The sequence below is a fragment of the Amycolatopsis sp. VS8301801F10 genome (genome assembly GCF_046195355.1).
Taxonomy (GTDB): domain Bacteria; phylum Actinomycetota; class Actinomycetes; order Mycobacteriales; family Pseudonocardiaceae; genus Amycolatopsis.
This window is the reverse complement of record NZ_CP176065.1, coordinates 7,918,237-7,941,002: the sequence shown is the minus strand read 5'-3', so window position 1 is coordinate 7,941,002 and position 22,766 is coordinate 7,918,237. Positions and strand designations below refer to the sequence as shown.

At 70.9% G+C, this 22,766-nt stretch carries 19 protein-coding genes; 11 read left to right on the top strand and 8 right to left on the bottom strand.

Going from position 1 to position 22,766, the window contains the following annotated elements; translation table 11 throughout:
* Positions 1-107: 107 nt before the first annotated feature.
* The 6 genes from F9C11_RS36370 to F9C11_RS36345 form a co-directional block, all read right to left on the bottom strand.
* Positions 108-1,181, bottom strand: a complete 1,074-nt coding sequence (locus tag F9C11_RS36370) for an ATP-dependent DNA ligase (protein ID WP_409181882.1) — start codon at positions 1,179-1,181, stop codon at positions 108-110.
* 26 nt (positions 1,182-1,207) lie between these two features.
* Positions 1,208-1,807, bottom strand: a complete 600-nt coding sequence (locus F9C11_RS36365) for an alkaline shock response membrane anchor protein AmaP (RefSeq protein ID WP_409181881.1) — start codon at positions 1,805-1,807, stop codon at positions 1,208-1,210.
* Positions 1,807-2,340: a DUF6286 domain-containing protein gene (locus F9C11_RS36360; protein ID WP_409181880.1), complete on the bottom strand. Its 534-nt coding sequence runs from the start codon at positions 2,338-2,340 to the stop codon at positions 1,807-1,809. Before F9C11_RS36360 ends, F9C11_RS36365 begins: the two co-directional genes overlap by 1 nt.
* Positions 2,340-2,726: an Asp23/Gls24 family envelope stress response protein gene (locus F9C11_RS36355; protein ID WP_409181879.1), complete on the bottom strand. Its 387-nt coding sequence runs from the start codon at positions 2,724-2,726 to the stop codon at positions 2,340-2,342. Before F9C11_RS36355 ends, F9C11_RS36360 begins: the two co-directional genes overlap by 1 nt.
* The gene (locus F9C11_RS36350; protein WP_009075692.1) at positions 2,723-2,899 is read right to left on the bottom strand and encodes a hypothetical protein; all 177 of its coding nucleotides are present in this window, start codon (positions 2,897-2,899) and stop codon (positions 2,723-2,725) included. The genes F9C11_RS36355 and F9C11_RS36350 overlap by 4 nt, the downstream gene beginning before the upstream one ends.
* 240 nt (positions 2,900-3,139) lie before the next feature.
* Positions 3,140-3,595, bottom strand: a complete 456-nt coding sequence (locus F9C11_RS36345; protein ID WP_409181878.1) for an Asp23/Gls24 family envelope stress response protein — start codon at positions 3,593-3,595, stop codon at positions 3,140-3,142.
* A gap of 929 nt (positions 3,596-4,524) precedes the next feature.
* On the opposite strand from F9C11_RS36345, the gene zapE reads away from it, so the two are divergent.
* On the top strand, positions 4,525-5,568 hold the full coding sequence (gene zapE, locus F9C11_RS36340) for a cell division protein ZapE (RefSeq protein WP_409181877.1): 1,044 nt from the start codon (positions 4,525-4,527) through the stop codon (positions 5,566-5,568).
* Here zapE and F9C11_RS36335 read toward each other — a convergent pair.
* Positions 5,510-6,091, bottom strand: coding sequence for a hypothetical protein (locus F9C11_RS36335; RefSeq protein WP_409181876.1), 582 nt, complete (start codon positions 6,089-6,091; stop codon positions 5,510-5,512). The two genes, zapE and F9C11_RS36335, sit on opposite strands and share 59 nt — an antisense overlap.
* A 76-nt stretch (positions 6,092-6,167) precedes the next feature.
* Here F9C11_RS36335 and F9C11_RS36330 point away from each other — a divergent pair, with 76 nt between their 5' ends.
* Together F9C11_RS36330 and F9C11_RS36325 are read left to right on the top strand one after the other, a co-directional pair.
* Positions 6,168-7,301 (top strand): serine hydrolase domain-containing protein, encoded by a 1,134-nt coding sequence (locus F9C11_RS36330; RefSeq protein ID WP_409181875.1) that lies wholly within the window; start codon positions 6,168-6,170, stop codon positions 7,299-7,301.
* Between the two features lie 35 nt (positions 7,302-7,336).
* Complete coding sequence (locus F9C11_RS36325) at positions 7,337-7,687, top strand: EF-Tu/IF-2/RF-3 family GTPase (RefSeq protein WP_409181874.1); 351 nt, start codon at positions 7,337-7,339, stop codon at positions 7,685-7,687.
* Between the two features lie 113 nt (positions 7,688-7,800).
* Here F9C11_RS36325 and rocD read toward each other — a convergent pair whose 3' ends face one another.
* Entirely contained in the window at positions 7,801-9,042 is a 1,242-nt protein-coding gene (rocD, locus tag F9C11_RS36320; RefSeq protein WP_409181873.1) for an ornithine--oxo-acid transaminase, read from the bottom strand.
* Positions 9,043-9,212: 170 nt separating this feature from the next.
* On the opposite strand from rocD, the gene F9C11_RS36315 reads away from it, so the two are divergent.
* The 8 genes from F9C11_RS36315 to F9C11_RS36280 all read left to right on the top strand — a co-directional run bounded on the left by F9C11_RS36315 (position 9,213) and on the right by F9C11_RS36280 (position 21,884).
* Positions 9,213-10,070 (top strand): PPK2 family polyphosphate kinase, encoded by an 858-nt coding sequence (locus tag F9C11_RS36315; protein ID WP_409181872.1) that lies wholly within the window; start codon positions 9,213-9,215, stop codon positions 10,068-10,070.
* Between the two features lie 18 nt (positions 10,071-10,088).
* The gene (locus tag F9C11_RS36310) at positions 10,089-12,179 is read left to right on the top strand and encodes a prolyl oligopeptidase family serine peptidase (RefSeq protein WP_409181871.1); all 2,091 of its coding nucleotides are present in this window, start codon (positions 10,089-10,091) and stop codon (positions 12,177-12,179) included.
* A 352-nt stretch (positions 12,180-12,531) separates the two neighbouring features.
* Positions 12,532-14,025 (top strand): pyridoxal phosphate-dependent decarboxylase family protein, encoded by a 1,494-nt coding sequence (locus F9C11_RS36305; protein WP_409181870.1) that lies wholly within the window; start codon positions 12,532-12,534, stop codon positions 14,023-14,025.
* Positions 14,022-15,314: a lysine N(6)-hydroxylase/L-ornithine N(5)-oxygenase family protein gene (locus F9C11_RS36300; RefSeq protein WP_409181869.1), complete on the top strand. Its 1,293-nt coding sequence runs from the start codon at positions 14,022-14,024 to the stop codon at positions 15,312-15,314. Before F9C11_RS36305 ends, F9C11_RS36300 begins: the two co-directional genes overlap by 4 nt.
* A complete protein-coding gene (locus F9C11_RS36295) occupies positions 15,311-17,104 on the top strand; it encodes an IucA/IucC family protein (protein WP_409181868.1) in 1,794 nt (597 codons plus the stop codon). The genes F9C11_RS36300 and F9C11_RS36295 overlap by 4 nt, the downstream gene beginning before the upstream one ends.
* Positions 17,101-18,405, top strand: coding sequence for a glutamine synthetase (locus F9C11_RS36290; RefSeq protein WP_409181867.1), 1,305 nt, complete (start codon positions 17,101-17,103; stop codon positions 18,403-18,405). Before F9C11_RS36295 ends, F9C11_RS36290 begins: the two co-directional genes overlap by 4 nt.
* Positions 18,406-18,445: 40 nt before the next feature.
* On the top strand, positions 18,446-19,858 hold the full coding sequence (gene sthA / locus F9C11_RS36285) for a Si-specific NAD(P)(+) transhydrogenase (protein WP_409181866.1): 1,413 nt from the start codon (positions 18,446-18,448) through the stop codon (positions 19,856-19,858).
* Between the two features lie 76 nt (positions 19,859-19,934).
* Entirely contained in the window at positions 19,935-21,884 is a 1,950-nt protein-coding gene (locus F9C11_RS36280) for an intein-containing Rv2578c family radical SAM protein (RefSeq protein ID WP_409181865.1), read from the top strand.
* Positions 21,885-22,766 lie beyond the last annotated feature (882 nt).

Genomic DNA, 22,766 nt, shown 5'->3' with positions numbered 1-22,766 from the left:
GAACGGCGGTGCACGGGCTGGTCCTCACGTCTGCTCGGCGGAACTCTCCGACGAGCTTGGCACGCCTGGTGTGGGAAGCCAGTGAGCGGGTCCTGCGGCGTGTCCGGTCAGCGGGTGCGCACGACCTCGCCCCGGAAGACCGCCGACAGGTCGTAGCGCGCCGGTTCGTCCAGCTGTGCGTAGCCGCACGACGACGGCTCCCGGTCCGGTCGCCAGCGCGCGAACTGGGCGGTGTGCCGGAAGCGCGACGGATAGCCGCCCTCCGTGTGCTCGTACGAGACCTCCACCACGCGCTCCAGCCGCAGCGGCACCCACGGCTGTTCCTTCGACCGCCAGCGCGTGATGCCGCCCGGGATGCGCTGCCCCTCGCGGACCGCGTCGCCCAGCCACGGGTGCCCTTCGCCGTTCGTGATCAACGGGGCCAGCTCCTGCGCCAGCTCGCGGCGGCGCGCCACCGGGAACGAACCGACCACGCCGACGTGGTGCAGCAGCCCGTTCTCGTCGTACAGGCCCAGCAGGAACGAGCCGACCGCCTCGCCCGGTTCGCCGTCCACGTGCCAGCGCAGCCCCGCCAGCACGCAGTCCGCGGTGCGGGAATGCTTGTACTTGAACAAAACCCGCTTGCCCGGCGAGTACGGCTCGTCGAGCGGCTTGCCGATCACGCCGTCCAGTCCGGCTCCCTCGAACAGCTCGAACCAGTGCCGCGCGGTGCCCGGATCGGTCGTCGCCGGCGTCAGCGCGATGCCCGGAAGGGACTCGAGCCGTTCGCGGCGCGCCGACGTCGGCTCGTCCACGAACGACTCGTCGCCCAGCGCGAGCACGTCGAAAGCCACGAACTGCGCGGGCGACTGCTCGGCGAGCAGCTGGACGCGGCTGTCGGCCGGGTGGATGCGCTCGGTCAGCGCGTCGAAATCGAGCTTGCCGTCGCGGGCCACCACCAGTTCGCCGTCGAGCACGACGCGTTCGGGCAAGGACTCCCGCAGCGTGGCGAGGACTTCCGGGAAATACCGGTTCAGCGGCTTCTCCGCGCGCGACTGCAGGGTGATCTCGTCGCCGTCGCGGAAAACCAGGCAGCGGAACCCGTCCCACTTCGGCTCGAACAGCAGGCCGCCGGAATCGGGAATGGCTTTGGCCGGCTTCGCCAGCATGGGCTTGATCGGTGCCTGCACAGGGAGGGCCATGCGGGCATTCTGGGCGAAACGCGGGATCAGCGCACGCGTGCCGGGCCGGTCGTGTCGAGTTCGAGCCGCACCGCGGTCGGCAGCGTCTCGACGCCGAGCGACTCTCTGGCCCGGGTCAGCACGTACGCGTCGAGGTCTTCCCACACCCGCCGGACTTCGGTGCCCTCGACCAGCCAGAGCGTGATCCGCAACGCCGGTTCGGCCGCGGTGCCCACCGAACGGACGCGAGCCCGGGCAACCCCGTCGACGCTTTCCGCGTCCGTTTGCACCGCGCCGGCCAGCGCGCCGGCCGTGACGGTCAGCTCCGCGCCGGTCGTCTCGTCGAGCTTCAGGTCCGGCCGGCGTTCCGGGCGCAGCGAACGGAAAAACCACCACAGTCCGAACAGGAGCAGCAGCACCCCGAGCACGAGCGCACCGATCCGCGCGTACAGCGCGTGGTCGCGGAGCCAGCCGACCGCGATCGGGTCGAGCAGCGGCCGGTGCCCGCGGAACTGTCCGAGCCAGCCCATGCCGACCACCAGTGCTCCGGCACCGGCCAGAACTCCGAGCACGCCGACCAAGGAGGTCAGCGTGCGCTCGGCACCGTACGAACGGCCTTGCGCGCGACGCGCCGCGGAAGCGCTCATCACCGGTCCTTCGGAGAGTCGACGACCACAGAAACCTTCGGGCGACGCTGCAACGGGAGGTCGTCCAGCACGCGAGAGACGGTCTCCAACAGCCGTGGCCGGAGCTGTTCCTCGGTTTCCAGCCGGCTCGTCGCGCGCACGCGCACCCGGCGAGAGCTGGCTGTCACGGACGCGCCGCGCACGTTGTCCTCCGCGCGCACCGCCAGTCCGACCATCCGCGCGAGCGCTCGCGGCGAGGTGTTCACCGTGATGCCATCAGCGGGATCGGTCATCCGCACCGCGCGGTCTCCTGCACCGAGCGCCAGCAAGAGGAGCACCAGCCCGGCCAGCAGCACGATTCCCGCTGCGATCCGCACCGGCGTGCTGGTCCAGTCCAGGTCGGCGATTGCGGTCTTCCACCGCCGCCACGGCACGAGCAGCGGTTCCTTTCCGGGCTGCCACCAAGCCCAGCCGACCTCGAGCGCCAGCAGCGCGCCGCCGGCCGCGACGGCCAGGCCGAGCAGCGTGGAAAGAAGACGGACGAGGATGCGCATCATCGCACCCTCGGCGGCACATCCGGCAGCAACGCGGTGACCGTCACCGCGACCGAACGCACGTGATAGGAGGTGATGCGTTCGACCTCTTCGACGACCTTCTCGCGCACCTGCCCGGTCACTTCCCGCACCGGCACCGGATAGCGCAACGCGAGGTCGAGGGACAGTTCGACGTCGTTATCGGAGCCGCCGACCTTCGCCGACGCGCCGGACATCCCGGTGCTGACGCCCGCGACGCGGCGTTCGGTGCGCATCGTCCCGGGAACCTGGTCAGCGGCGTGCTGCGCGACTTTGCGCACCACGGCGTGCGCGATGGTCAGCGAACCACGCTCGGCGGGCTCTGGAAGGTCGGTGCGGGACGGCCCTGCCTCGACCGTCCGGGTCACTTGTCCCGGCCCTTCCCGAACAGGTCGCCGAGGTCGAGTTCGCCGTCGAGGACCCGGCCGACCACGAGCCCGATGATGCCGACCGCGAAGGTCACCAGGAAAGCGGTGAACCCCTGCGTGGCGGCCAGGCCGAGAATCAGCCCGGCGAGGATCCCGGTCTGCGTAGCGTTCAACGTGCGCCCTCCTGGGATTGCGTGCTGCGGCGGTTGAGGTGCTGCCTGATCTGAGGTGCCGCGGTGTTCAGTGCGGCGGTTTGCGTGGCGAGTGGTCGTGGCGGACGCGGTGTTTCGGACCCGCTGCCGTTACGCCCTTCCGCAGCACGTCCGGCCCGACTGGCGGCGGTGTGCCTGGGGCCGGAAGCGGCCCGGTCGAAGTGCGGCGCCAGGTCGCGCCGTCGCGGCCGAGTCACCTGGTCACTCGACCCGGCTCGACTCGGGCTCGTCTTCCTCGCCGGGCAGGTGGACGTCGTTGACCGCGATGTTGACCTCGATCACCTCGAGCCCGGTGATCTGCTCGACCGAGGTGATGACGTTGCGCCGCACGTCACGGGCGACCTCCGCGATGCGCGCGCCGTACTCGACGACGACGTCGAGGTCGATCGCGGCCTGCTTCTCGCCGACCTCGACCGCGACGCCCGCGGTGGAGGTCGAGCCGGAGCCCGGGATCCGGTCCCGGATCGCCCCGATCGCCCGCGACACCCCGCCGCCGAGCGCGTGCACGCCCGCGACCTCGCGCGCCGACAGCACCGCGATCTTCTGCACGACCAGCGACGAGATCGTGGTGCGCCCGGCGGTGTCCGTCTGCTCGGCCGCCGCCAGCGCGGCGGACGGGACAGCGGCAGGCACATCGGGCCGGTTCGCGCTCGGCATGGTTCCTCGCTCCCTGTATCCGGACATGGCGCGTCCAGTGTCGCCGCGAGCGGCCCGCGGCGCCGGAGACGTGCCCTCCCGAAGGACCTCCCGACCGGGCGAAAACTCACGCGGCATCCCTCGAACGGGTGAGTGGCAAGCGGTGAAGGACCTCCGGGCAGCGGCCGTGGCTCGCCTGGCGCGCCAGCTTCACCGAGGACACCGTGCAAGTGGGAGGGATGGACTGCGGCGCTGAGGAGACACCGGGCGACGACTCGCGCGGGGCGAGCCGCCGCTGCCCGCGGCGCACATCGCCGTGGCGGTGGGCGAAGGAGGGGCGTCACGGCCACTTGCCACCGAGCCCGCGGACGGCGAGTCGACGGTGCACCGCGCCGGAGTCTCCGTGACAGCGTGGTGACTTGACCGGTGGTCGGCGGCCCTGAGCCGCCGCGTGGTGGCTGCCCGGCGGGCGAGGACTGCTGTTGCTCCGCTGATGGATGGCGGGTGGGTCGGTGCTCGCGCGACGATGGGCGGCTGCGTGGAGGGAGTGTTGTTGCTTCCCAGGTTGATGGAGGCTGCCTGGCGGGTGTGCCAGTGCTCCGCGCGTCGAAGGATGGGTGCCTGGCGGGAGTGCCGGTCCTCCGCACGCTGACGATCGGCCCCGCTCAGGCGGTCCGAGGTTCGTGCTGGAGCAATGGCGTCAACGGCGCAATGCGAACGAGCCCGGCGGCACTGGGCCACCCACCAGCCGCTCAGGCCGGGCTGGTGACCTGGCTCGATCCATCGCCTCGGCGCCGACGAATGCCGCAGGTCGGTGACAGTCGCCACACGGGCCTGGCTTCGCGTGTCCATTCCCCGGCGGAAGACGGCTCCGACCGGGGGATTTGCCGTTCTCGGCCACGCTGAGGCGCGCCGCGAGGGCCGGGGTCGTGCGGATAGGCTCTCCGACCATGCCCGCAGCTGCGCTGACCGACCGGTTTCCCGAGCTAGGGGCCGACGAGCTGATCGCGTCCCTCGTGCCGCCGCCGCGGTTCGGCGAGGCTCGGTTTTCCACTTACCTTCCCAATCCGGACGAGCCCAGCCAGGCGGCCGCGGTCGAGGCGTGTTCGGCGTTCGCTTCCCGGGTCGGGGCGGCCAAGGCCAAGAAGTCCCGGCTGCGGTCGCTGCTGGGCGGCGGCGCGGCGATTCCGGACGGGCCGATGGGGCTTTACCTCGACGGCGGGTTCGGCGTCGGCAAGACCCACCTGCTCGCCTCGACCTGGCACGAGACTCCGGGGCCCAAGGCGTACGGGACGTTCGTCGAGCTGACGCACCTCGTCGGCGCGCTGGGGTTCGCCAACGCGGTCACGCGGCTGTCGGAGCACCGGCTGCTGGCGATCGACGAGTTCGAGCTCGACGATCCCGGCGACACCACGCTGGTCAGCCGGTTGCTGCAAGAACTCACCGACGCGGGCGTCTACGTCGCGGCGACCTCCAACACGCTGCCGGACAAGCTCGGGGAGGGGCGGTTCGCGGCGGAGGACTTCCTGCGCGAGATCCAGGCGTTGTCGCGGCGGTTCGGCGTCGTCCGCGTCGACGGGCCGGACTACCGGCACCGCGGGCTGCCGGACGCGCCGCCGCCGGTCGGCGACGACGAGATCGACGCTTCCGCGGCCGCGCACGAAGGGTCCACTGTGGACGAATTCGGCGCGTTGACGAAGCATCTCGAGCGGCTGCATCCCTCGCGGTACGGGAAGCTGCTCGACGGGGTTCGGCGGGTGCACCTCAAGCACGTGGCGCCGGTGCCGGACCAGATGGTCGGGCTTCGGCTGGTCGCGCTGGCGGACCGGCTGTACGACCGCGCGATTCCGGTGGTCGTGTCCGGCGTGCCGCTGCCCGAGCTGTTCGGCGAGGAGATGCTGAACGGCGGCTACCGCAAGAAGTACCTGCGCGCGATCAGCCGGTTGACGGCTCTCGCGCGCGACGCGGTGACAGCGCCGCCCGCATCGCGGTGACCACGGCTGGGGCGAAGCAGACGCCGCCGGCGATGTCCGTGAGGTAGTGGTAGCCGAGGCCGATCATGCCCACGGCCGCGCAGCAAACCAGCACCGCGCCCACCGCGGCGGCAACAGCTTTGCACCGCACTAGCAGCACCACGACGGTGAGCACGGCTACCAGGCTGACGGTGTGGCCGCTCGGGTAGACGAGCGTGCCGCCTTTCCAGCGGTCGAACGCGGGTTTCAGCGCCCAACTGTTCAGTGCGATGGCGGCGAACGGACCGGCTACGGCGAGCAACGCGTCGAGCCGGGCGCGCCGGTAAAGGCAGATTCCGGCGATGAGGACGACGGCCGGGATGAGCACGTACGGCTCGGTCGGCAGCACCAGTGTGGTGAGCAGGCCTGGGCTCAGCGTCGAGGCAGACCTCTCGGCCCATTGGTCCACCGAGCCGGGGGCATAGCGCGCGACGAGCAACCCCAGCACAAGCGTGGCGAGTGCGCAGAGCGCGGCGAAGAGGGCGAGAGTCCGCCTGGCGGTCACGGAGCGAAGCCTAGTCACATTCGGGACGGCGCGCGGGTCCTCCTTTCGACACTGACGATCGGAGGGACGAGAACTCATGGGGGACATCGAGATCCACGGGACTGTCGAAGAAGGCTTCGAGACAGTCCGCGAGGAGTTCGCTGCGGCGGCCGAGGCGAGCGCGGGCGTGCAGTTGGCGGTCCGCGTGCACGGGCGGCTGGTGGTCGATCTTTGGGCAGGAGACGTCACCGGCGAGACGTTGACCGGCGTCTATTCCTCGACCAAGGGGGCGACTGCGCTGGTGGTCGCGTTGCTGGTGCAGGACGGCGTGCTGGAGCTGGACGAGCCGGTCGCGCGCCGCTGGCCGGAGTTCGCCGCCGCGGGCAAGGGCGGGATCACGGTTCGCGACGTGCTGAGCCACCGTTCCGGCCTGATCGGGGCGGACGGCGGGCTGTCCGCGGAGGAACTCGCGGACGACCGGGCGATCGCTCGGCGCCTGGCGGGGCAGCGGACGTTCTGGCGGCCCGGATCCGCTTACGGCTACAGCGGATTCGCCGGGTTCTCGGTGGTCGCCGAGGTGGTCCGGCGGGTCAGCGGGCGTTCGGTGCAGGAGCACTTCGAGACGCGGATCAGGGAACCGTACGGCCTGGACCTGTATCTGGGGCTGCCCGAGGAGGAAGAACACCGGTACCGCGAAGTGCTGGCGGGCGAGGCGAGCGCGGAGGAACTCGCGGCGTTCCAGGCGTATGTGCCGAGCCCGTACAGCTTGGGCGGCATCGGCTACGGGCTCGATTCGACGCCGCCGCTCGACCAGGTGGCGTTCGTCAACACCCGGCGGGTGCGGGCGCTCGGGCAGGTCTCCGCGGGCGGGGTGGGCAGCGCACGCGGGCTGGCTGGGCTGTACGCGGCCGCGGTGTCCGGTTTGGACGGACGGCCGCCGCTGCTCGACGTGGGCACGCTCGGCGAGTTCGCCATGCTCCATTCGACCGGCCGCGACCTGGTGACCGGCGACGCGGGCCAGTACGCGCTCGGGTTTCAGGCGAAGGGGTTGCGTTATCCGTTCCTCAGCGCGAAGGCGTTCGGGCACAACGGATCCGCCGGGTCCGAGTCCTTCGTGGACCCGCACAGCGGCGTCGCGTTCGGGTACACGCGGCGGCAGTTCTCCGCGACCTGGTCCTACCCGGAACACGACCGGCTGGCCGCAGCGGTCCACTCGGCGGTCAGCCGGTGAAAGCCTGCTGGCCGCGGTGATGCGATGCTGGCCCCATGTCGTTGTTCTCGCGCCGCCCGGCCGAAGCCCCGCCCGGCCCGTTCCGCTTCCGGATCTCCGAGATCTACCAGATCCCGACGCGCGGAGTCGTGGTCACCGGCACGGTCACCGACGGCACCGTCCAGGTCGGCGCGCACGCCGTGGTGCGGCTGCCCGGCGGTGCCCGCCAGGTCGTGGTGACGAGGATCGAAACGGCGCGCCGCAAGCGACAGTCCGCGGAAGCCGGTGCTCAGGCCGGGCTGTACCTCTCCGGCCTCAGCACCGACGACATCCCGACCGTGCCGGGCGGCGACGGGCACCTGCAGGACAACACCGCGCTGAGCGGCGTCGAGGTGACGTCTGCCTGAACGGACGCTCCGGGTGAGCTTCCCGCTGGGGTCTTCACCCGGAGCGCGACATGTGCTCAACCCACCAGAACAGCGGCGGTCCGTCCTAGTGCTGCCCGCGATTCTCGCGAAGGTCAACGAGCCCGGACGACCTGGGCGATCGCGTCGATTCCGCGGTCCAGTTCGGCTTCGGTGATCACCAGCGGCGGTGCCACGCGCAACGTGCGGTCGTGCGTTTCCTTGCACAGCACGCCCAATCCGGCCAGCGCCTCCGACGCTTCCCGTCCCGTCGGACCGCCCGGGGCGATGTCGACGCCCGCCCACAGGCCGCGTCCGCGGACCTCCGAGACGCCGTCGCCGACCAGCTTCGCCAGTCGTTCGTGCAGGTGTGCGCCGAGTTCGGTGGAGCGCTTCTGGTACTCGCCGGTCTGCAGCATCCGCACCACGGCACGGCCAACCGCGCACGCCAGCGGGTTGCCGCCGAAGGTCGAGCCGTGTTCGCCCGGCTTCAGTACGCCCAGTACGTCGCGGCTGCCGACCACCGCGGACACCGGGACGATGCCACCGCCGAGGGCCTTGCCGAGCGTGTACAGGTCAGCGCGGACGCCTTCGTGCTCCAGCGCCAGCACAGTGCCGGTGCGCGCGAGCCCGGACTGGATCTCGTCGGCGATCATCAGCACGTTGTTTTCGTCGCACAGCCGTCGCACCGCGGCGAAGAACCCCGCGGGCGGCACGACGACGCCTGCCTCGCCCTGGATCGGCTCCATCAGCACAGCTGCGGTGCGTGGCGTGATGGCCGCCTTCAGCGCTTCCGCGTCGCCGTAAGGCACCTGGACGAAGCCTGGCGTGAAGGGGCCGTAGTCGGCGCGCGCGGTTTCGTCGTCGGAAAACGAGACGATGGTCGTCGTGCGGCCGTGGAAGTTCGACGCCGCGACCACGATTTCCGCCGTGCCCGCCGGAACGCCCTTCACCTGGTACGCCCACTTGCGCGCGACCTTCACCGCGGACTCCACGGCCTCGGCCCCGGAGTTCATCGGCAGCACCATTTCGGTGCCGGTCAGCTCGGCCAGTTCGCGGCAGAACAGGCCCAGCTGGTCGTGGTGGAACGCGCGCGAAGTGAGCGTGACGCGGCCCAGCTGCTCGGTCGCGGCGGCGATCAGCTCGGGGTTGCGGTGGCCGAAGTTGAGCGCGGAGTAGCCGGACAGGAAGTCCAGATAGGACTTGCCGGCCACGTCGGTCACCGAAGCGCCCTCGGCTTCGGCGATCACGACCGGCAGCGGATGGTAGTTGTGCGTGCTCCATTGCTCGTCGAGCGCGATGAAGCCGTCGGTGGAGGTGGGACGCGCGGTGCCGGCAGGCTGGACGGACGCTGTCATGCGTTCAGGCTAGAGGCCGTTCGCGGGGAGTTCAGCCGGGAAACGTTGCTTTCCCCCGTCGTTCGTTGCGCAATCGAGGGGTGGACCGGCGATTCGCTGCGTCGCTCGACCGGAGGACACCCGGTCGTCCGGTGCGCGGGATCGGCCGCCGGTCCGGTTATCGTCCCGGGATGGCGAAGAAGCAGCAGAACGGGAACCTGGTCCGCGACGCGCTCCGGGCGGGCGACGAGCTGCCGGACCCGGCTTCGTCGCCGGTGGGGCCGGAGAAGAAGGCGAAGGGCGGCAAGAAACTGGAGTCCGCCGGGGAACGGCTCGCCGGGTTGCAGGAAGCGCTGTACGCGGAGGGCATCGGCGGCGGCACCCGCAGCGTGCTGTTGGTGTTGCAGGGCATGGACACCTCCGGCAAGGGCGGTACCGTCGGCCACGTGCTGGGGCTGGTGAACCCGATGGGCGTGCAGTACGCCGGGTTCAAGAAGCCGACCGCCGCCGAACTCAAGCACGACTTCCTGTGGCGCATCCGCAAGAAGCTCCCGTCGCCGGGCCACCTCGGAGTGTTCGACCGCTCGCACTACGAGGACGTGCTGGTGCCGCGCGTGCTCGGCCAGCTCTCCGCGGCGGAGCGACGCAAGCGCTACACGCAGATCAACGCGTTCGAGAAGGAGCTGACCGACAACGGCACCGCCGTGGTCAAGGTGTTCCTGCACATCTCTCCGGAGGAACAGCTCCGCCGGCTCACCGCGCGACTCGACCGGCCGGAGAAGCGGTGGAAGTTCGACCCGTCGGACATCGACGCGCGGCGGCAGTGGCCCGCGTACCAGAAGGCGTACGCCGACGTTTTGAAGCGCACCTCGACCGAGCACGCTCCGTGGTACGTGGTGCCCGCCGATCGCAAGTGGTATCGCAATTGGGCCGTCGCTGAGCTGCTCGTGGAGACACTGGCCGAGATGGACCCGAAGTTCCCGGAGCCGACCTACGACGTCGCCGAGCAGCGGGCCGCGCTGCAGGCTGTTGGCGTGCCCGGCCGATGATCTGAAAGAGTGCTGGTCGTGACCGATTTCGCACTCGAAGACGTTCCGTTCCTCCGCCAGCAGGCCCGCACCCAGCGGTTCACTCTCGGCGCGCCCAAGCAGTTCCGGGTCGCCCCGGACGGTTCGCGGGTGCTGTTCCTGCGCAGCGCCACCGGCACCGATCCGCGGCACAGCCTGTGGTCGTTCGACCTCGCCACCGGCGAGGAGACGAAGCTGATCGACGCCGCCGAGCTGGTGTCCGGCGACGAGGACCTGCCGCCGGAGGAGCGGGCGCGCCGCGAACGGGCCCGCGAGACCGGCGGCGGCGTGGTGGCCTTCGGCGTCGACGACGCGTTCACCGTCGTCACCTTCACGCTGTCGGGCAAGCTGTACACGCTCGACCTCGCGAGCGGCGAGACGCGCATCCTGGTCGACGGGTCGGTGATCGATCCGCGGCCGAACCCGACCGGCACGCACGTCGCGTACGTGCGCGAGCGCCGGCTGCACGTGATCGAGCTGGCGACCGGCGAGGACCGCGAGCTCGCCGGCGAGGACGACGAGGACGTCACCTGGGGGCTCGCGGAGTTCATCGCGGGCGAGGAGATGGACCGCACCCGCGGCTATTGGTGGGCGCCGGACGGGCGCAGCGTGCTCGCGGAGCGCGCGGACCGCGGGCCGGTGCCGCGCTGGACGATCGGCGACCCGGCGAATCCGCAGCAGCCGGCGAACGTCGTAGCGTACCCGTCGGCGGGCTCGCCGAACGCCGAGGTGTCGCTGGCCGTGCTGGGCCTGGACGGCAGCCGCGTCGACGTGGCCCGAGGCGACTGGGAATACCTGGTCACCGTGCACTGGTCGGCGGGCGGGAAGCCGCTGCTGGCGGTGCAGCCGCGGGACCAGAAGCGGCTCACCGTGCTGGCGCTCGACCCGTCCGACGGCTCGGTGGCCGAAGTGCACACCGAGACCGACGAGCACTGGGTCGAGATTTTCCAGGGCGTGCCCGCGTGGACCGCGGACGGCAAGCTCGTGGTGGAAAGCGCCGCTGACGGCGACCACCGGCTCCTGGTGGACGGCAAGCCCGTCACGCCGCCGGGGATGCAGCTGCGGATGGTGCTGCACGTCGGCGAGGAAGTCCTTTTCACCGCTTCGGAAGACGACCCGACGCAGATCCACGTGTATCGCACTGAAGGCGGCTCGGTAAGCCGACTGTCCACAACGGACGGTGTGCACGTCGGGTCGGGCAGTGCCGCGCTCACGGTGCTGTCCTCGTGGAGCCTCGACCACAGCGGACCGAGGGTGACCGTGCTGCGGGACGGCATCGAGATCGGTTCCATCGAATCGTCCACTGTGGACCCCGAGATCGTGCCGAACCTGACCTGGCTGACGCTCGGCGAACGCAAGCTGCGCGCGGCTTTGGTGCTGCCACGCGGATACGAGCCGGACGAAGGCAAGCTGCCGGTGCTGCTCGACCCGTACGGCGGACCGCACGCGCAGCGGGTTCTCCAGAGCCGCAACGCTTTCCTCACCCCGCAGTGGCTCGCCGACCAAGGATTCGCCGTGCTGGTCGTGGACGGCCGCGGGTCGCCCGGCCGCGGACCGGCGTGGGAGAAGGAGATCGCCGGCAAGCTCGCCGACGTCACGCTCGCCGACCAGGTCGACGCCCTGCACGCGGCCGCCGCGGCGCACCCCGAGCTGGACCTCGAACGGGTCGCGATCCGCGGCTGGTCCTACGGCGGCTACCTGTCCGCGCTCGCCGTGCTGCGGCGGCCTGACGTGTTCCACGCGGCGGTCGCGGGCGCGCCGGTCACCGACTGGTCGCTGTACGACACCCACTACACCGAGCGCTACCTCGGCAAGCCGGAGGACGAACCGGAAAGCTACGAGCACAACTCGCTCATCGCGAGCGCCGGATCGCTCGAACGGGCGCTGCTGATCGTGCACGGACTGGCCGACGACAACGTCTTCCCGGCGCACGCGCTGCGGCTTTCCTCGGCGCTGCTGGCGAAGGGCCGCGCGCACGGCTTCCTGCCGCTCGCGGGCGCGACGCACATGACACCGCAGGCCGAAGAGGTCGCGGAGAACCTCATGCGCCTGCAGGTCGAGTGGATCCACCGGGAATTGGGCTCTATTTGATTGCGCCGGCTCCGCCGGCGCGGCGGGATCGCCTTTAAGTCGGCGTGTCGAGGAGCAGCGCACCCGGCCCTGGGGGCCGTGCACGCTGCTCCTCGACACGCCGACGCGATCCCGCGTTTCGGTCCAGTTGGCAGCGTTTTTGGCGTAGCTGCTGTGCGCGCGAAATGTTGCGGTGCCTGTGATCGGTGCTGCCGACCGAGGTGCGTGCGTTGAGCCTTTCCGGAACGGCCGGTGCTTCCAGGAGGAGCACCGGCCGTTTTCGTGTGGCCGACCCGCTGGCGGGCTGCCGGTGGGTGTCCGTAGTGTTGCGCAGGGTAAAGTAAGGCTAGCTTTCCCTAAGAAAGGCGGTTCCATGGCGGATGCGCCCTCAGCGCCGGTCACCTCTCCCTCCGGCGTCGCTTCGACGGAGTGGCTGGCTGGCGGCCCCGGCGGGGCGGACCGGCTGGTCCAGTTGCTTCCCGCGGCGTTGCGCGGGATGGCGGCGGGCGCGGCCGAACGCGGCGGTCCGGTTCCCGCCGGCGGCCCGGCCGCGGTGGCGGCGGCCCTCGCCCGTACCCCGTCCGCCGGGCTCGCACGGGACGGAGTGGGGGCCGAGCATGCCCTGGAAGAGCTTTCCGCCTTGCTCGCCGCTGGATCCGCGGACCCCGCCGACCCGGCGTGCGCCGCGCATCTGCACTGTCCGCCGCTGGCCGTCTCCGTTGCCGCGGACGTCGTCGCTTCCGCGCTGAATCCGTCGATGGACTCCTGGGATCAGGCCCCGGTCGCGAGCGAGATCGAGCGCGAGTTCACCACCGGCATCGCCCGGCTCTGCTACCCGGACGCCGCCCGCCCGGACGCCGTGATCACCTCCGGCGGCACCGAATCCAACCTCCTCGGACTCCTGCTCGCCCGCGAATCCGCAGTCACGCGGCCGGTTTGCGGGGCGAATTCGCACCACAGCGTCGCTCGCGCGGCATGGTTGCTCGGGCTGCCCGCGCCGGTCGTGGTGCCGTGCGTCGACGACCGCATGGTCCCGGCCGCGCTGGCCGAGGCGCTCGCACCGCTCGGCGCGCAAGCCGTGGTCGTGGCGACGGCTGGCACGACCAACACCGGCCGGATCGACCCGTTGCCGGAGATCGCCGAAATCTGCCGCCGGACCGGCGCGCGGCTGCACGTCGACGCTGCGTACGGCGGTCTCGCGCTCTGCAGCGAAAGCCTCCGCTCCCGGGTCGCCGGTCTGGAGCTGGCCGATTCGGTCGCGCTTGACCTGCACAAATTCGGCTGGCAACCGGTCGCCGCCGGCGTCTTCGCCGCGCGCGCCGAGACCGATCTGCAGGCGCTGACCGTCCGTGCCGAGTACCTCAACGCCGACGACGACACCGAAGCCGGACTGCCCGATTTGCTCGGTCGTTCGCTGCGCACGTCCCGGCGGCCGGACGCGTTCCGGATGGCGGTCACGCTGCGCGCCCTCGGCACCGCCGGGATCGGTGCGCTCGTGGAACGCTGCTGTGCCAACGCTTCCGGGGTGCACGCGATGGTCGAAGACCACCCGGCGCTGCGGTCGTGGGGTGCCCCGGAACTGTCCACAGTGGTCTTCCGTCCGGTGGCCGCGGACGAGCTTCCGGGATCGGCTGGAGACGATCTGGTCGCGCAGGTGCGCCGGACGTTGCTGGAGGACGGCACCGCGGTGATCGGTCGCGGTGCGTTGCCGACCGGACCGGACGGCGAGGCGCAGCTGTGGCTCAAGCTCACCCTCCTGCACCCGCACACCAAGCCCGCCGATTACCGCGTCCTGCTCGACGCGGTGGCCACGGTGGCGGCGGACCTGCGGGCGAGGGTCACGCGGGAAAGCCCGGTCGCGTCGTGAGGCGTTACGACATCGCCGGGGTCGGGATCGGGCCGTTCAACCTGTCTCTGGCAGCCTTGGCCGACCCGCTCGACCAGCTGGAAGTCGTGCTGTTCGACGCGCGTCCCGAGTTCCGCTGGCATCCCGGCCTCCTCCTGGACGGCGCGACGCTGCAGGTGCCCTTCCTCGCCGACCTGGTGACGCTCGTCGACCCGACCAGCCGCCATTCCTTTCTCAACTACCTGCGCGAACGCGGCCGGTTGCTGCCGTTCTACTTCGCCGAGCGGTTCCACCTGCCGCGCGCCGAGTACGACGACTACGGCCGCTGGGCCGCGTCCCGGCTGCCGTCCTGCCGGTTCGGGCACGAGGTCACCGGCCTGCGCTGGATCGACCGGGAAGAGGCGTTCGAGCTGACCGTCAGCGGTACGGAACCGGTGCTGGCGGCGGCGGTCGTGCTCGGCGTCGGCACCCAGCCGAGCGTGCCGGAACCGTTGCAGCCCTTGGTTTCCGCGCCGGACGTGCTAGCTCTGCACTCCGCGGACTACCTCACGCGGCGGCCGGAGCTGATCGCCGCGGATTCGGTGACCGTGGTCGGTTCCGGCCAATCGGGAGCCGAGGTGTTTCTCGATCTGCTGAGATCCCGCTCCACAGTGGACGGTCTGCGCTGGCTCGCGCGGACCCCGGCGTTCGCGCCGATGGAGTACTCGAAGCTCGGCCTGGAGCAGTTCACCCCGGACTACACGGCGTACTTCCACGGTCTTCCCGAAGCGGTGCGCGACCAGCTCCTCCCGACGCAATGGCAGCTGTATCAAGGGATCGACGCCGAGACGATGGCCGAGATCCACGACGAGCTGTACCGCCGGAGCATCGGCGGCGGCTGGCCGGGCGCGGTGCTGACCCCAGGCGTCGAGGTGGTGTCCGCGACCTTCGGCGACGGGATCGAGCTGGGGCTGCGGCACGTCCAGCAAGGAACGACCGCGACGCACCGGACGTCTGCCATGGTCGCGGCTACCGGCTACGCGGAAACGCCGACCGGACCGTTGCTGCGGGGCCTCGGCGAAGCCGTCCGCCGCGATGCGCGGGGGCGGCTCGTGATCGGTGCCGATTATCGCGTCGAACTCGACGTGCCCGGGCCGTTGTTCGTGCAGAACGCGGAACGGCACACGCACGGTCCCGGCGCGCCGGATCTCGGGCTCGGCGCGTGGCGGGCGGCGGCGATTCTCAACGCGGTATGCGGAAAACCGGTGTACGACCTGCCCGAACGGACGGCGTTCACCACATTCGGCCTCAACCAGACGGAGAACCAGTGACCCTGACCGACGATGCCGCTTGGCGGGCCGCGGGCTCGCTCGTCACGCACAAAATGCTCGGCGAGCTGTCCTACGAAGCGATGCTGGTCCCGAAGCCTGGCGAACCGACGCGAGCCGGGCACCGCAGCTGGCACCTCGACCTGCCCGACGACGTTTCGTACCGGTTCGAAGCACGCCGAGGCGCGTTCGAGTCGTGGACAGTGTTGCCCGGCAGCGCAATCCGGCTCGCTGCCGGGGTCGAGGCTCCGGCGGACGATCCGCGCACGTTGATCGTCGACGCGCGGGAACGGCTCGGGCTCACCGGCCTGCGGCTGGCCGACGTCCTCGCCGAGCTGACCTCGACAGTCGCCAACGAAGCCGCCCGGCTGCGGCGCGCCCCGACCGCCGCCGAACTGTCCACGATGGACTACAACGTCGCCGACGGGCACCTCACCGGCCATCCCCGGCTGGTGCTCAACAAGGGCCGCGTCGGGTTTTCCGCCCGCGACCGTGCCCGATACGCGCCCGAGTCCGGTGCCGACATCCGGCTGCGCTGGTACGCCGTGCACCGCGATCTCGCGCAGTTCCGCAGCGTGGCCGGGCTCGACGCGGAAACCTTGCTGCGCGAGGAGCTGGATGACCGGACCCGCGCCGAGTTCGCTGCCCGCACGGCACAGCTCGGCGCTCCCGCCGACTACGTCTGGGTCCCGGTGCATCCTTGGCAGGCCGACGAAATCATCGGCACGCTCTACGCGGCCGAGTTGGCGACCGGCCGGATGGCCGAGCTGGGGGAGAGCAGCGACGTCTACCGTCCACATCAGACAGTAAGGACTCTCGCCAACCGCTCCCGGCCGGACCGGCGGGACGTGAAAACCGCCGTCTCCGTGCGAAACACGCTCGTCTACCGCGGCTTGAACTCCGCGGCGACGCTCGCCGGTCCGTCGGTCACCGAATGGCTGCGCCGGATCGACGCGGCCGACCCGCTGCTGTCCGAGAAGTACCGCTTCCAGCTGCTAGGCGAGGTCGCGAGCGTTTCGGTCCGGCATCCGCTGTTCGGTTCGCTGGAGGAACTGCCGTACCGGTTCCACGAAACGCTCGGTGCGCTGTGGCGCGAACCGCTCGTCGCCCGGCTCGCCGAGGGGGAGCAGGCGATCTCGTTCGCCGCGCTGCCGTACCGCGATGCTGCCGGGGAGACCGTGCTGACCAGGCTGATCACGCAGTCCGGAGAGAGTGCGGAGACGTGGCTGTCCCGGTTGTTCGACCTGTTGCTCACGCCGCTGCTGCACTGGCTGCTCCAGTATGGCGTCGGATTTTGCCCGCATGGCCAGAATCTCGTGCTCGTGGTGGACCAGGCCGGCTGTCCGCTGCGCATCGCGATCAAAGACTTCGCGCAGGGCGTTGACCTGCTGGACGAGGAACTGCCTTGCTACGCCGACCTTCCGCCGGACGCGGCTGCCGACATGTTGCGCTGGCCCGCGCACCTGCTCGCGCAGTCGCTGTTCAGCTCGGTTTTCTCCGGGCAGCTGCGGTTCTGGGCGGAACTGCTGCTGGACGACCTGGGCTTGGCGCGCGGCGATTTCTGGGCGCTGGTGCGCGAGGTGGTCGGCCGCTACCGCGACGAAAACCCCGAGGTGGCCGAGCGGTTCGACGCCTGCCGGCTGTTCGCGCCGGACGTCGAGCGGGTCACGCTCAACCGCGAGCATCTCGCCGGGCAAGGCTTCGACAAGGTGGAACGCGACGACGAGTTCGACGTCCGCTGGGGCCGGGTGCCGAACCCGTTGCACGCACCCGATCCGGACGGTGCCTGGTGAGCCCGTTCGACCGTCCGGTCGGGCCGCGATCGCTGGCCGTGCGCGCCGAAGCGGGCACGGCGGCCGCGGAAGTGCTGCGTCGGGTGCTGGCGGAGGACGGTGCGCGGCTGGTGCTTTTGGTGCCGGACCCGCACGCGCGGTTCGCGGCGGTCGAGCTGGCCGCGCCGTTCGCGGCCGAGGTCGTGGACAGCGGATACGGCGTGTGCAGCTACGTTTTCGCCTGGACGCCGGAGCGGGAGCCGCTGCCGGAGACCGGCCCGCTGAAGCCGTATCTCGGCGGGTTCGGGGACCTGCGGGTGCGGCTCGACGCGGCGACGGCGTTTCCGCTCGGAGACCGGACCTGGGCGGTCGTCGGGGACGCGGAGTTCCCGTCCGGCGAACCGGCGGGGCTCGCGCCGCGGACGGTGTTGCGGACGCAGCTGGCCCGGCTGGAGGAGCACGGGCTGGTTCCGTCGATCGGGATCGAGCACGAGGTGGTTTTCCGTACGCCAGAAGGAGATCCGCTCACCGGGCACGGCGTGGACTACGCCGTCGGCGGCACCGAACGCCTCGCGCCGCTGCTGGCGGATCTGCGGTCCGCGACGGCCGGTCTCGGCGTGGAATCGGCGCGGGCGGAGTGCCATCCGGGGCAGTACGAGGTCGTCCTGCGGCATCGGGACGCGCTCGCAGCCTGCGACGACGCGTTGCTGCTGCAGATGCTGACCCGCCGGGCGGCCGCGCGGCACGGTGCGCGGGCGGACTATCTGGCCGCGCCGGAAGCCGGTCAGGGGAATTCCTGCCACGTCCACCTGTCACTGTCCACTTCGGATGGTCCGGCCGGGTTTCGCTCCGCGCTGGGGGCTTTTCTGGCCGGAGTGCTGCGGGACGCGAGGGCGTTGTCCGCAGTGTGGGCACCGACCTGGAACAGCTACGTCCGGTTGCGCACCGCGCCGTTCTCGCCGCGCGAACTGCGCTGGGGACCGGACGACCGGACGTCCGCGATCCGGTTGTGCGAGACGCCGCGCTGGGAGTTCCGCTTCGCCGGTGCGGACGCCCAGCCGCACCTCGTCGTCGCCGCGCTGCTCGCTGCCGGTACGGCTGGCCTGGCGGAACAACTGTCCCCACCGGACGCGGGCACTCTTTGCGGGCAGTTGGCGTCGTCGCCGTGGGAGGCGCTGGCGTTGCTGGAGGAAGGACGGGTCGCGGCGTTGCTGGGGGAGGACGTCGCGGCGCAGCAGGCCGCTTTGCTGCGGGAGGAACTCGACGCCGCGCTCGGCTCGGTCACCGATCTGCACCGCCGCCGGGGCGCCTTGCGCTCCTGAGGACTTGCGCTGACCGGCGGCGGTGCGCAGGCTCAGTGCCGTGAGCGAATACGAGTACGACCTCATCGTCATCGGCTCGGGCCCGGGAGGGCAGAAAGCCGCCATCGCGGCGGCGAAACTGGGGAAGAAAGTCGCCGTCGTCGACCGGCACGACATGGTCGGCGGCGTGTGCGTCAACACGGGCACCATTCCGTCCAAGACGCTGCGCGAAGCCGTGCTGTACCTGACCGGGATGAACCAGCGCGAGCTGTACGGCGCGAGCTACCGGGTGAAACAGGACATCACCATCGCGGATCTGATGGCGCGCACGCAGCACGTCATCGGCCGGGAAGTCCAGGTGGTGCGCGCGCAGCTGCTGCGCAACCACGTCGATCTGATCGGCGGCGTCGGCTCGTTCGCCGATCCGCACACCATCCTGGTCGACGGCAAACACCGCGGCGACCGGCGCACGATCACCGGCGATTACATCGTGATCGCGACCGGCACCCGTCCCGCGCGCCCGGACCAGGTCGACTTCGACGCCGCGCGCGTGCTCGACTCGGACGAGATCCTGGCGATGGAGGAGATCCCGTCCTCGCTGGTCGTAGTCGGCGCGGGGGTGATCGGGATCGAGTACGCGTCGATGTTCGCCGCGCTCGGTTCGCGGGTGACCGTGGTCGAGCAGCGCGACCAGATGCTGGACTTCTGCGATCCGGAGATCGTGGAATCGCTGAAGTTCCAGCTGCGCGACCTCGGCGTCACGTTCCGGTTCGGGGAGAAGGTCGCGAATGTCGCGGTCTCCGACGACGCCACGGTGACCACCTTGGTCAGCGGCAAGCGGATCCCGGCGGACGCGGTGATGTACTCGGCTGGTCGCCAGGGCATGACCGCCGCGCTGGCGCTGGAGAACGCGGGCCTTGCCGCGGACCGGCGCGGGCGGCTGGAGGTCGACGAGCATTACCGGACGTCGGTCGAGCACGTGTACGCGGTCGGCGACGTGATCGGATTCCCGGCACTGGCCGCGACGTCGATGGACCAGGGCAGGCTCGCCGCGTACCACGCGTTCGGCGAACCGGCGAACGACATCGGCGCGCTGCAGCCGATCGGGATCTACACGATCCCGGAGATCTCGTACGTCGGCGCGACCGAGGCGCAGCTGACGTCGTCGTCGGTGCCGTACGAGGTCGGCATCGCGCGGTATCGGGAGCTGGCGCGCGGCCAGATTTCCGGGGACAGCTATGGGATGTTGAAGCTGCTGGTGTCGACGGCGGACCGGAAGCTGTTGGGAGTGCACGTCTTCGGCACCGGTGCGACTGATCTCGTGCACATCGGACAGGCGGTGATGGGCTGCGGCGGGACGGTGGATTACCTGGTGGACGCGGTGTTCAACTACCCGACGCTGTCCGAGGCGTACAAGGTCGCCGCGCTCGACGCGACGAACAAGATCCGCGCGCTGGAGCGGTTCGGCGGCTGAGCTCGCGCCTCGCTCGTTCGAGGGGTATTCGAACATATGTTTGACAGTGCTTTAGAACGTGTGTTCGACTGTAGGGGTGCGTTGGGAACAGTTGCGAGCGGGGAAGGAGGAGCCGGCACTCCCCGGTCTCGGTGCCTTCGGGGATGTGGTGCGCTCGGTGCGCGCGCCGGAGTTCGGCGGCGTCACCTTTCACGAGGTGCGCGCCCGGTCGGTGCTGAACCGGGTGCCCGAATCGTCCGCGGTGCCGTTCCGGTGGTCGGTCAATCCTTATCGCGGGTGTTCGCACGCGTGCACGTACTGCCTCGAAGGCGACACGCCGGTGCTGATGGCCGATGGTCGCGCGAAGCCGATCGCCGAGCTGCGCGTGGGCGACCGGATCATGGGCACGCGCGGGCACGGGGTCGCGCGCAGGCTCGTGCCCACCGAGGTGCTCGCGCACTGGACCACGGTGCGCCCGGCGTACCGCGTCACGCTCGACGACGGCACGCGCATCGTCGCCGGGCCGGACCACCGGTTCCTCAGCGCGCGCGGCTGGAAGTACGTCACCGGAAGCAAACTCGGCACCGCGCAGCGACCGCACCTGGAACCCGGCACGGAGCTGGTCGGAGCCGGCCGCTTCACCCGCACGCTGGACGACACGCTCGGCTACCGTGCCGGGTACCTGTGCGGAATGCTGCGCTCCGGCGGTTTCGCCGCGGAAGCGGACGCCGCCGCGCGAGCCCTGGCCTACCTGCCGGATTTCGGTTCCTCCGTGGGCTTCATGCGCATCCCGCGAGAACCGGACGCGCACTGGGCGCGCGGATTCCTGGCCGGACTTTTCGACCTCGCGGGTGGCTACCGGCGCGGCACGCTCTCCATCGCGCACGACGAGAACGAAGTCGTGGACATGCTGTTCGCCGCACTGGACCGGTTCTCGTTCAGCTACGACACCGTCGGCCACCGCCAGCACCCCGGCCGCAGGCAAGCCCGGCTCACCGGCGGCACCGGCGAGGTGCTGCGGTTCCTGCACCTGGTCGACCCGGCCGTCGCATGGAAACGCTCGCTGGACGGCACCGTGATCGGCGGCGTGCGGCGCACCGTGACGAGCATCGCGCCGCTGGGGCTGGAGCTGCCGCTGTTCGACATCACGACGGGTACCGGCGATTTCCTCGCCGACGGGATGGTGTCGCACAACTGCTTCGCCCGGAATACCCACACGTACTTGGATTTCGACGCCGGCCGGGACTTCGACACGCAGGTCGTGGTGAAGGTCAACGCCCCGGAAGTGCTTGCCGCGCAACTGAACCGGCCGAGCTGGCAACGGGAACCGGTCGCGATGGGCACGAACACCGATCCGTACCAACGCGTCGAAGGCCGCTACCGCTTGATGCCGGGAATCATCCGGGCTCTCGCGGATTCCGGGACGCCGCTGTCGATCCTCACCAAGGGCACCATGCTGAGCCGGGATCTGCCGCTGCTGGAGTCGGCGGGAAAGGACGTCCCGGTGCACCTGGCGGTGTCGCTGGCCCTGCTCGACGGCGACCTGCAACGCCGGCTGGAACCCGGGACCCCGACCCCGCGAGCAAGGCTGGACCTGATCCGCAAGGCCGCCGCGGCGGGCCTGCCGTGCTCGGTGATGGTCGCGCCGGTGCTGCCGTACCTGACGGATTCGCCCGAGGCCTTGGACCCGCTCTTCGCCCAGCTGGCCGAGGCGGGCGCGACCAGGGTGACGGTGCTGCCGCTGCACCTGCGGCCGGGCGCGCGGGAGTGGTTCGCCGCGTGGCTGAAACGGGAGTACCCGGAACTGGCGCCGCGATACCGCCGCCTGTACGCGAAGGGAAGCTACGTCGACCGCGGCTACCGAGAACGACTGGCCACGGTGGTAGCCCCACTGCTGCGACGGCATGGCCTGGATCCGAGGGCTCCTCGAGCGCACGCGGAAACCCGGCCGGAAGCGGTTTCGTCCGGGGAGACCGGAGCCGCAGCGGCAGAACCTGAAGTGCCGGAACAACGCGCGGAGGAGGCGGAACAGTTGCGGCTGCTGTGACCCTGCGTGGTCCGGCATGGTCCGGCATGGTCCGGCGAGCCGAACCGGGCGAGACTGCCTCGGGAGCTGGGAGCTGGGAGCTGGGAGCTGGGAGCTGGGAGCTGGGAGCTGGGAGCTGGGAGCTGGGAGCTGGGAGCTGGGAGCTGGGAGCTGGGAGCTGGGAGCTGGGAGCTGGGAGCCGGGAAGCGCGGAACGGGAGTCGAGGAACGGGAACCGGGAGCGCGGAACGGGAAGCCGGGTACGGAAGACAAAAGCCGCGGAACGGGGAGTCGGGAACGGGAGCCGAGAATCGTGGGGCCGGGAACCAGGCGGCCGCCGCGGTCTAGCGCGGCGAGAACCGACCCCGCCGCCATGCCCTGACGGCAACCTGGCGGCGCGGACGAACCGGCACCCGCGTGACGGTCCACAGCCCGGCAGTCCACGCGGCGAAGCGGCGGACCAGCCGAACCCGATGTTCGGCGCGGGGCGGGCGGGCCCGGGGGCCGCCCGCCCCGCACCTCGCCCCGCACCTCGCCCCGCACCTCGCCCCGCACCTCGCCCCGCACCTCGCCCCGCACCTCGCCCCGCACCTCGCCCCGCACCTCGCCCCGCCCGCCTGCCCAGCCCGCCTGCCCAGCCCATCGCGGCGACCCGCACCCATCCCCCCGGCGGCGGAACCTCCCGCACCCAGCCGACCCGTGCCCGGAAGCGAGCCCGACAAGCCAGCCCACCCGCGCCCGCCAGCACTCCACCCCGAAACCCGCCACCCCCGCCAGGCCCGAGCCAAACCTGCCCGCACCCCCGGACGCCGGGTTCGTTAGCCTCTGTATCCGGCGAAATGCGCGTTCGGCCGAACGCGCCCGCCGCCGCACCGAACCTCGTGGACCTAGGGAGAGCAGTCGC

What these genes read in the sequence shown, in the direction of transcription:
- F9C11_RS36370 (WP_409181882.1), bottom strand. Translation starts at nt 1,181, where the DNA reads ATGGCCCTCCCTGTGCAGGCACCGATCAAGCCCATGCTGGCGAAGCCG.
- F9C11_RS36365 (WP_409181881.1), bottom strand. Translation starts at nt 1,807, where the DNA reads ATGAGCGCTTCCGCGGCGCGTCGCGCGCAAGGCCGTTCGTACGGTGCC.
- F9C11_RS36360 (WP_409181880.1), bottom strand. Translation starts at nt 2,340, where the DNA reads ATGCGCATCCTCGTCCGTCTTCTTTCCACGCTGCTCGGCCTGGCCGTC.
- F9C11_RS36345 (WP_409181878.1), bottom strand. Translation starts at nt 3,595, where the DNA reads ATGCCGAGCGCGAACCGGCCCGATGTGCCTGCCGCTGTCCCGTCCGCC.
- zapE (WP_409181877.1), top strand. Translation starts at nt 4,525, where the DNA reads ATGCCCGCAGCTGCGCTGACCGACCGGTTTCCCGAGCTAGGGGCCGAC.
- F9C11_RS36330 (WP_409181875.1), top strand. Translation starts at nt 6,168, where the DNA reads ATGGGGGACATCGAGATCCACGGGACTGTCGAAGAAGGCTTCGAGACA.
- F9C11_RS36325 (WP_409181874.1), top strand. Translation starts at nt 7,337, where the DNA reads ATGTCGTTGTTCTCGCGCCGCCCGGCCGAAGCCCCGCCCGGCCCGTTC.
- rocD (WP_409181873.1), bottom strand. Translation starts at nt 9,042, where the DNA reads ATGACAGCGTCCGTCCAGCCTGCCGGCACCGCGCGTCCCACCTCCACC.
- F9C11_RS36315 (WP_409181872.1), top strand. Translation starts at nt 9,213, where the DNA reads ATGGCGAAGAAGCAGCAGAACGGGAACCTGGTCCGCGACGCGCTCCGG.
- F9C11_RS36305 (WP_409181870.1), top strand. Translation starts at nt 12,532, where the DNA reads ATGGCGGATGCGCCCTCAGCGCCGGTCACCTCTCCCTCCGGCGTCGCT.